Genomic DNA, 8,433 nt, shown 5'->3' with positions numbered 1-8,433 from the left:
TTGACTTGATTCCCTAAGATACAAAAATTTAGGGAGACGGGCAAGTTCTGACTGAGCGAAGTTAGGACTTGCCCGATTTTTTTGCAGACACAAAAAAGGCCATCTCAAAGTATTTTGAGACAGCCTCTTTGTTGTTTATATCGTAGTGATAAGATGCTTATACACCCGATGCAGCCTGCTGTTATCAGATAGACAGTTCGCGCAATACGTTGACCAGTTCTCTGTCGATAGGCTTGTCGTTCTTGATGGCTTTTGCGAAAGGTACGTATACGATCTTGTCGTTTTCAATACCAATCATCACGTTGCGCTGTCCTTCCATCAATGCCTGGATACTGGCTACACCCATACGGCTGGCAATGATACGGTCGTGTGCAGTAGGACTACCTCCACGCTGCAAGTGTCCCAGGATGGTTACACGTACGTCGTACTGAGGATATTCGTTCTTTACACGTTCTGCATAGTGCATGGCACCTCCGGTGATTTCACTTTCTGCCACCAGTACGATGGAGCTGCTCTTTGATTTACGGAAACCGTTCTTGATGAACTCTTCCAGCTGGTCGACTTCCGTGTTGAATTCCGGGATGATTGCGGCTTCGGCTCCGGCTGCGATGGCTCCGTTCAGTGCCAGGAATCCGGCATCACGTCCCATTACTTCCACGAAGAACAGACGTTCGTGTGAAGTGGCTGTATCACGTATCTTATCCACTGCATCCAAAATGGTATTCAGTGCGGTATCATATCCGATGGTCGTATCTGTTCCGTACAAATCGTTGTCGATGGTTCCCGGCAGACCGATACAAGGTACATCGTATTCCTGTGCCAGCAAACGGGCTCCTGTCAGCGATCCGTCTCCACCAATGACCACCAGGGCATCAATGCCTTCGCGCTGCATGGTTTCGTAAGCAATCTTTCGTCCTTCCGGAGTCTTGAATTCCTGGCAACGGGCTGTCTTCAGGATAGTACCTCCCTGCTGGATGATATTACTTACGTTCTGAGTCTTGAATTCCTGTATTTCTCCGGTAATAAGACCTTTGTATCCTCTGTAAATACCTTTAACGGCCAGTCCGTTGTAAATGGCCGAACGGGTTACGGCACGGATGGCCGCATTCATTCCTGGAGCATCACCTCCGGAGGTAAGGATACCGATACATTTAATAGTTCCCATAACTTGTTTATTTTAATCTTAACTGATGCAAATTTACTAAAAAACTTGATATTTTATCTCTTTTTATTCTTCCATTATTGCTTTTTGGCAGGCTTCCATCAACCATTTCGGAGTAGAGGTTGCGCCGCAGATTCCGATGGATTTCACTCCTTCTAGCAGAGAGCGGTCGATTTCCTCCGGCCCGTCTATCTGGTAGGAATTCGGATTGACTTTCTTGCATTCCTGGAAGAGGATTTTTCCGTTGGAACTTTTATGTCCGCAGACGAAGAAAATCAGTTCGTGGGAGGCTGCGAAGTCCTGGATGTCAGGCATGCGGTTGGCTACCTGCCGGCAGATGGTATCGTAATACTTGAACGTGGCATCCGGGGCGATGTGCTCCTGGATGTATGTCACAATCTGCCGGAACTCGTCCAGCGATTTCGTAGTCTGGGAGTAGAGGAAAATGTCCTTGCTGAAGTCGAGTGAGCGGGCTTCGTCCAGGTTCTCGATTACGATAGCCGTACCGTTGGTCTGTCCCACCAGTCCCAAGACTTCGGCATGACCGTTCTTGCCGAAGATGACAATCTGTTTTTCCCTGCCTTCTGCATTCGCCGTATCAAATTCCTGCTTGATGCGCTTCTGCAGCCGCAATACCACCGGGCAGGTCGCATCGATGAGGGTGATGTGGTTTTCTTCTGCCAGACGGTAGGTGCTTGGAGGCTCACCGTGTGCACGGAGCAGTACCTTCGCATTCTTCAATTCGGAAAACTGCTGATGGTCGATGCTGATCAGTCCCAGCTGTTCCAGACGCTCACATTCCTGTCCGTTGTGTACGATGTCTCCCAGACAGTAGAGCGTTTCTCCTTTCGCCAGTTCCTCTTCCGCCTTGCTGATGGCCGTAGTCACTCCGAAGCAGAAGCCGGATCCTTTGTCAATCTCTACCTTACGCATGGTTCACTGCATTTTGGTATTGGGTCAGCAACCATTCCTTCTGTTCGGCGATGGTCATGTGACTGTTGTCGAGCAACAGGGCGTCATCGGCTTTCCGGAGCGGACTGACTGCGCGGCTCTGGTCGATGCGGTCGCGCTCTTCCACATTGTGCAGGATTTCTTCGAACGAAGCCTTTTCCCCTTTTGCCAGCAGTTCCTCATACCTGCGCTGGGCACGGATTTCTGCCGAAGCAGTCACGAATATCTTCAGTTCCGCTTCCGGGAATACCGCAGTACCGATGTCCCTGCCGTCCATGACGATACCTTTGTCCTTTCCCATTTCCTGCTGAAGGCGGACCATGGCGGTTCTCACAAATCCCAGTGCTGCCACAGGGCTTACCCGTGAGGAAACCTCCATCGTACGTATCTGCTCTTCCACGTCTTTTCCGTTCAGCAACGTACGCGGCCGTCCCTTCTCGCCCAGACGGAAGGCAATCTGTATATGATTCATCTGCTCTTTAAGTTCTTCTTCCCGGATACGGTTTTCCGCATCAAACAGCCCGTTTTCCATGCAGTAAAGGGTTACTGCTCGATACATGGCACCGCTGTCAATGTAGATATATCCGATTTCGCGTGCCAGGTCTTTTGCCATTGTACTTTTTCCGCAAGAAGAAAAGCCGTCGATCGCAATGATTATTTTTTTCATACCTTATTAATATAATATTGATTTAGCGGTTCAAAGATACGTTTTTTTTGTTTCAGACAGATTGATTTGAGAGGGATTTCTCTAAGACGGATACCTGATTTTGCATCTTTTTAATATGGTCATGCAATAATGCTTTTTCATCCGTCTTTTTTTACATTTTTTTATTGCAAAAAGATGCATATCTCAAATATTTAAATTACATTTGCCGAACAGAGAATTATTAACCAATAAAAGTAGTTTTATGGAAGTTAAAAAATCGCCTAAAGCGGACTTGGAAGGAAAGAAAACCACATGGTTATTGGTTGGATTCATACTGATATTGGCCGTTTTATTCGTTGCGTTTGAATGGACCAAGCGCGATGTAGTATTCACTGCCGATAGTGGTATCGTAGAAGTTCCTTTCGAAGAAGAAATGGTTCCTATTACGGAACAGGAAGAACCGAAGCAAGCACCTCCTCCACCAGAGGCTCCGAAAGTGGAAGAAGTATTGCAGATTGCCGAAAATGACGCGAATGTAGAAGAATCTACCATTCAGTCAAGTGAAGAAAACAATCAGGCTGTTGAAATCAGGTACGTTCCGGCACCAGTGGTTGAAGAAGAACCGGTGGAAGAGGAAGTATTTATGGTAGTAGAAGAAATGCCTGAATTCCCGGGTGGTATGGGAGAATGTTTGAAGTTCTTGGCTAAGAATATCAAATATCCTACCATTGCTCAGGAAAACGGTGTTCAGGGACGTGTAATCGTTCAGTTCGTGGTGAACCAGGACGGTTCTATCGTTGACCCGGTTGTTATGCGTAGTGTAGACCCTTATCTGGACAAAGAAGCGCTCCGTGTGATCAAGATGATGCCGAAGTGGAAACCAGGTAAGCAGCGTGGTAAAGCTGTCCGTGTAAAATATACCGTGCCTGTAACATTCAAATTGCAGTAATTATTGTAATCAATCTCTTAAAAGGCTGCTCGTGGGGCAGCCTTTTTTATATCATAACCCAAAATAACAGCGTAAATACCATGAAGCAGTTTAGTCATAAGGAATTACAAGAACAGATTCAGTCGTATATCAAAGCATTGCCCTATTCACACGAACCGAAAGGCCTCTATGATCCGGTAGAATATGTACTGGGACTTGGCGGAAAGCGTTTGCGTCCGGTCTTGATGATGATGGCTTACAACTTGTACCGCGAAGATGTAGAGAAAATCCTCTCGCAGGCTGCCGGCATGGAGACCTATCATAATTTTACGCTGTTGCACGATGACCTGATGGACCATGCCGATATGCGGCGCGGAAAACCTACGGTACATCGTAAATGGGATGAGAATACCGCTATCCTGTCGGGGGATGCCATGCTGATACTTTCCAGTCAGTTCATGGCTCAGGGATGTCCCACAGACAAGTTGCCTGAGGTACTCCGTATCTTTGGACAGGCAGCACTGGAAATCTGCGATGGGCAGCAGTGGGACATGGAATTTGAACATCGGAAGGAAGTATCGGTAAATGAATACATGGAGATGATCCGTCTGAAGACCTCTGTACTGCTGGGAGCTTCACTGCAGTTGGGAGCGGTGCTTGCCGGAGCTTCCGCATCGGATGCACAGGCCCTGTATGATTTCGGTATCCGCATCGGACTGGCTTTCCAGTTGCAGGACGATTTGCTGGACGTATATGGCGATCCGGCTGTCTTCGGAAAGAACATCGGAGGAGATATCCTTTCCAATAAGAAGACATTCATGCTGATTTCCGCTCTGGAAAAGGCCAACGAAGCACAGCATGCCGAACTGCAGAAATGGATTACGGCTGAAGTCTTCGATCCCGCAGGGAAAATCGCTGCCGTTACGCGTATATATAATGAGTTGGATATCCGTGCGCTTTGCCGCAATCAGATTGACCGTTTGTACGACGAGGGACTTTCACTGCTCTCGCAGGTAGGTGTCGAACCGTCCCGTAAGGAAATCCTGATAGCATTTGTACACAGTCTGATGAACCGTAACCTATAATAATCCATTCAGCCCTATGATAGCCCTGATAGATACCCATACGCATCTTTTTGCGGAAGAATTCGATGAAGACCGCGAACTGGCCCTGATCCGTGCCCGTGAGGCTGGAGTAGTACGTCTGTTCATGCCCAACATCGATGAAACTTCGGTAGAACCGATGCTGCGCCTCTGTAAGGCTCACGACGGATGCTATCCGATGATCGGATTTCATCCCACCTCTGTCGATGCCGACTGGGAACAGCGTCTGGCAGCAGTCGAAGCCTGGCTCCGTTCCGGAGAACGCTTTTTCGGAATCGGAGAAGTCGGAATGGACCTGTACTGGGACAAGACCTACCGGAAGGAGCAGATGCAGGTGTTCGCCCGTCAGACAGAATGGGCGCTCGAGTTCGGACTTCCTCTGATCATCCATTGCCGGGAAGCCTATCCTGAGCTGCTCGAAGTATTGGAACCCTACCGTACCTTTCCGCTGACCGGCATTTTCCACAGTTTTATCGGAAATGCCGAAGAAGCCGCCCGCTTGCTGGAATATCCCGGATTCATGCTGGGCATAAACGGAGTGGCCACATTCAAGAAAAGCCTGCTTCCCGAAGCATTGAAGGAGGTCCCTTTGAACCGGATTGTACTGGAGACCGATTCTCCCTACCTCGCCCCCGTGCCTTACCGGGGAAAACGCAACGAAAGTTCCTATCTGGTAAAAACGGCGGAAAAACTGGCGGAAATATATGAATTGCCTTTGGAGCAGATCGGGCGTCAAACGACCGAAAATGCCCTGAAAGTTTTCCAAAATGCTGAAAGAAGTTTTTAAAGTTTATTAATTTTCGGGGTATAATTAAACTTTTGCCCCTCGAATGCTATGTAAGACGAAAAAAAAGAATACATTTGTGGCTGAAATCAGTTGCTGATTGCGTTTTTATTTGTAATTTGCGCTTGATTTAAAGAAAAGGCCGTTTGGAAAGCCTGAAAAGGAGAGGTGCTCGAGTGGTTGAAGAGGCACGCCTGGAAAGCGTGTATACGCCAAAAGCGTATCACGGGTTCGAATCCCGTTCTCTCCGCAAAGAAACAATTAAAAACAATTTATAACTATTAATTAATTAATCTTAAAAATTAGACACACAATGAAAAAGTTATTTGCAATTCTTGCAGTGATGGGAGTTCTCTCATTCGGAATGACTCAGACAGCAATGGCTCAGGACGCAGCAGCTCCTGCGCAGACAGAACAAGTAGCAGCTGACGCAGCAGCTCCTGCTGTAGTTGAAGAAGGCAGCATGCACAAAGAGTTGAAGACTAAATTTATCGAAGGTGATGCAGGCTTCATGTCATTGGTTGCTATCGCATTGGTTCTTGGTTTGGCTTTCTGTATTGAACGTATTATTTACTTGAGCTTGGCTGAAATCGACGCTAAGAAATTGATGTCTAAAGTTGAAGCTGCTTTGGAAAAAGGTGATGTAGAAGGTGCTAAGACTATCTGCCGTAACACTCGTGGTCCTGTTGCTTCTATCTGCTATCAGGGCTTGATGAGAGTTGACGAAGGTATCGACGTAGTTGAACGTTCTGTAGTATCTTACGGTGGTGTTCAGGCTGGTTACCTTGAAAAAGGATGTTCTTGGATCACATTGTTTATCGCAATGGCTCCGTCACTGGGATTCTTGGGAACTGTAATCGGTATGGTTATGGCGTTCGATAACATCCAGCGTGCAGGTGATATTTCTCCGACAGTTGTTGCCGGTGGTATGAAAGTTGCGTTGATCACTACTATCTTCGGTTTGATTGTAGCATTGATTCTTCAGGTATTCTATAACTACATTCTTTCTAAGATTGAAGCTATCACAAGCCAGATGGAAGATTCTTCTATCACATTGCTTGATATGATCATGAAATACAACTTGAAATACAAAAAATAATTTTTGAACAATGGCTAAATTATCATACAAAGTTTCTTACTACGTATTCTATGTCTGCATCGCCTTGATCTTGGTGGTACTGGGCATGTTCTTCGGAGTAGGATACAACGAAACAAATGCAGCAGGTTTGGTTGAACCTGCCAATACTCCGGCCTTGATGTACTTGATGTACGGAATGTTTGCCGTGACTGTGATTGCTACTATTATCGGTGCCATCATCCAGTTTGGTGGTGCATTGAAAGATAATCCAAAAGGTGCCATCAAATCTTTGCTGGGTCTGATTCTGCTGGTTGTAGTACTGATCGTTACTTACAATGCAGGTTCTTCAGAACCTATCGTAATGGCTGGTGGTGATGAATATTCAGATGCAACTATGCTGAAAGTAACAGACATGTTCTTGTATTCAACTTACATTCTGTTCGGCATCGCTGTAATCGGAACATTGGTTAACTTGTCAGGAGTATTTAAAAGATAATATCATTCATTGAAGTTTAATAATTAAACGGAGTAAGTAAAATGGCAAAAAGGAATAGAAAAGTGCCGGGAATCAACGCAAGTTCAACGGCCGATATTGCTTTTATGTTGCTTATTTTCTTCCTTATTACAACATCAATGGATACTGACCGTGGTCTGGCGCGCCGTTTGCCGCCTCCACCGGAAAACCAAGATCAGAAAGATGATATTATTGTAAAGGAACGAAACGTTCTTCAGATTCGTATCAACAAAAACGACGAGTTGATGGTTGGTGGAGAATGGTTTGACGTTAAGCAACTGAGAGCTAAAGCGAAGGAATTCATTGCTAACCCGAAAGATGATCCTAACATGCCGGAAAAGCATGCTAAGAACATTCCTTTCTTCGGTGACGTAATGATTACTGAAAAACATGTAATTTCTGTACAGAATGACGTAGGTACTAGCTACGATGCATATCTTCAGGTTCAGAACGAGTTGGTTGCCGCTTACAACGAGCTGCGTAACGAACTGGCAAATGCTAAATTCGGTAAGGATCTGGCTGAATGTACTGAAGAAGAAAGAGATGCTATCACACAGTACTATCCGCAGAAGATTTCTGAAGCAGAACCTAAAAAATATGGAGGAAAATAATCATGGGAAAATTTAATAAGAGCGGTAAGCGCGAGATGCCCGAGTTGAATACCTCATCTTTGCCTGATCTTATCTTTACCATGTTGTTCTTCTTTATGATTGTAACAACCATGCGTGAGGTTACATTGAAGGTTCAGTTCAGGGTTCCTGCTGCTACAGAATTGGAAAAGCTTGAAAAGAAATCATTGGTTTCTTTCATCTACATCGGTAAACCGTTGCCTGAATTCCAGAAGAAGATGGGTACTACCGACCGTATTCAGTTGAATGATAAATTTGCTGAATCTTCAGAGGTTCAGGATTACATTTATCAGGAACGTGAAAACATGAAAGAAAGCGACAAGCCGTTTATGACTGTATCATTGAAAGTAGATGCTCAGACTAAGATGGGTATCGTTACAGAAGTAAAACAGGCACTTCGTCAGGCTTATGCTTTGAAGATTAACTACTCTGCAACTCAGCGTAAATAATTTACATAAGCAAATAAAAAGAGGGATTCGTAAGAGTCCCTCTTTTTTTATGTCCTTTTTTCGGGACACTCAGTAAATAGTATAAAATTAGCCAACTAATTCATACACAATGTATTGCGAATTAGTTGGCTTTTTTGTATCTTTAGATATTCCCCCGAAAATAAGGTTTGGCAGCCAAAACGGGGGAAA

At 45.4% G+C, this 8,433-nt stretch carries 10 protein-coding genes and 1 tRNA gene; 8 read left to right on the top strand and 3 right to left on the bottom strand.

Annotated features, from left to right (window positions below; genetic code table 11):
* Positions 1–184: 184 nt before the first annotated feature.
* From pfkA to cmk, 3 genes are all read right to left on the bottom strand, one after another.
* Positions 185–1,165, bottom strand: coding sequence for a 6-phosphofructokinase (pfkA, locus tag H3001_RS18210; RefSeq protein WP_178243954.1), 981 nt, complete (start codon positions 1,163–1,165; stop codon positions 185–187).
* A gap of 63 nt (positions 1,166–1,228) precedes the next feature.
* Positions 1,229–2,095, bottom strand: coding sequence for a 4-hydroxy-3-methylbut-2-enyl diphosphate reductase (locus tag H3001_RS18205; RefSeq protein ID WP_178243952.1), 867 nt, complete (start codon positions 2,093–2,095; stop codon positions 1,229–1,231).
* A complete protein-coding gene (cmk, locus tag H3001_RS18200) occupies positions 2,088–2,780 on the bottom strand; it encodes a (d)CMP kinase (protein ID WP_178243950.1) in 693 nt (230 codons plus the stop codon). The genes H3001_RS18205 and cmk overlap by 8 nt, the downstream gene beginning before the upstream one ends.
* A 241-nt stretch (positions 2,781–3,021) precedes the next feature.
* Between cmk and H3001_RS18195 the strand changes: the two genes are divergently transcribed.
* The 8 genes from H3001_RS18195 to H3001_RS18160 all read left to right on the top strand — a co-directional run bounded on the left by H3001_RS18195 (position 3,022) and on the right by H3001_RS18160 (position 8,244).
* Positions 3,022–3,708, top strand: a complete 687-nt coding sequence (locus tag H3001_RS18195) for an energy transducer TonB (protein ID WP_178243948.1) — start codon at positions 3,022–3,024, stop codon at positions 3,706–3,708.
* Between the two features lie 80 nt (positions 3,709–3,788).
* Positions 3,789–4,772: a polyprenyl synthetase family protein gene (locus H3001_RS18190; RefSeq protein WP_181215690.1), complete on the top strand. Its 984-nt coding sequence runs from the start codon at positions 3,789–3,791 to the stop codon at positions 4,770–4,772.
* Between the two features lie 16 nt (positions 4,773–4,788).
* Positions 4,789–5,577: a TatD family hydrolase gene (locus H3001_RS18185; RefSeq protein ID WP_181215689.1), complete on the top strand. Its 789-nt coding sequence runs from the start codon at positions 4,789–4,791 to the stop codon at positions 5,575–5,577.
* A gap of 159 nt (positions 5,578–5,736) precedes the next feature.
* Positions 5,737–5,824, top strand: a tRNA-Ser gene (locus H3001_RS18180).
* 63 nt (positions 5,825–5,887) lie between these two features.
* Positions 5,888–6,673: a MotA/TolQ/ExbB proton channel family protein gene (locus tag H3001_RS18175; RefSeq protein ID WP_181215688.1), complete on the top strand. Its 786-nt coding sequence runs from the start codon at positions 5,888–5,890 to the stop codon at positions 6,671–6,673.
* Positions 6,674–6,683: 10 nt separating this feature from the next.
* On the top strand, positions 6,684–7,148 hold the full coding sequence (locus tag H3001_RS18170) for a hypothetical protein (protein ID WP_178243940.1): 465 nt from the start codon (positions 6,684–6,686) through the stop codon (positions 7,146–7,148).
* 41 nt (positions 7,149–7,189) lie between these two features.
* A complete protein-coding gene (locus tag H3001_RS18165; protein WP_178243938.1) occupies positions 7,190–7,777 on the top strand; it encodes an ExbD/TolR family protein in 588 nt (195 codons plus the stop codon).
* Between the two features lie 2 nt (positions 7,778–7,779).
* Complete coding sequence (locus H3001_RS18160; RefSeq protein ID WP_178243936.1) at positions 7,780–8,244, top strand: ExbD/TolR family protein; 465 nt, start codon at positions 7,780–7,782, stop codon at positions 8,242–8,244.
* The last annotated feature ends 189 nt before the right edge of the window (positions 8,245–8,433 follow it).

Source organism: Phocaeicola faecicola, from assembly GCF_013618865.1.
GTDB classification, from domain to species: domain Bacteria; phylum Bacteroidota; class Bacteroidia; order Bacteroidales; family Bacteroidaceae; genus Phocaeicola; species Phocaeicola faecicola.
Note: the sequence above shows the minus strand (reverse complement) of the source record. Positions and strands in the feature narration are given on the sequence as shown.

Excerpts from the sequence above, each read along its gene's own strand:
- H3001_RS18160 (WP_178243936.1), top strand. The coding sequence starts at position 7,780 with ATGGGAAAATTTAATAAGAGCGGTAAGCGCGAGATGCCCGAGTTGAAT.
- H3001_RS18165 (WP_178243938.1), top strand. The coding sequence starts at position 7,190 with ATGGCAAAAAGGAATAGAAAAGTGCCGGGAATCAACGCAAGTTCAACG.
- H3001_RS18190 (WP_181215690.1), top strand. The coding sequence starts at position 3,789 with ATGAAGCAGTTTAGTCATAAGGAATTACAAGAACAGATTCAGTCGTAT.
- cmk (WP_178243950.1), bottom strand. The coding sequence starts at position 2,780 with ATGAAAAAAATAATCATTGCGATCGACGGCTTTTCTTCTTGCGGAAAA.
- H3001_RS18205 (WP_178243952.1), bottom strand. The coding sequence starts at position 2,095 with ATGCGTAAGGTAGAGATTGACAAAGGATCCGGCTTCTGCTTCGGAGTG.
- H3001_RS18185 (WP_181215689.1), top strand. The coding sequence starts at position 4,789 with ATGATAGCCCTGATAGATACCCATACGCATCTTTTTGCGGAAGAATTC.
- H3001_RS18175 (WP_181215688.1), top strand. The coding sequence starts at position 5,888 with ATGAAAAAGTTATTTGCAATTCTTGCAGTGATGGGAGTTCTCTCATTC.
- pfkA (WP_178243954.1), bottom strand. The coding sequence starts at position 1,165 with ATGGGAACTATTAAATGTATCGGTATCCTTACCTCCGGAGGTGATGCT.
- H3001_RS18170 (WP_178243940.1), top strand. The coding sequence starts at position 6,684 with ATGGCTAAATTATCATACAAAGTTTCTTACTACGTATTCTATGTCTGC.
- H3001_RS18195 (WP_178243948.1), top strand. The coding sequence starts at position 3,022 with ATGGAAGTTAAAAAATCGCCTAAAGCGGACTTGGAAGGAAAGAAAACC.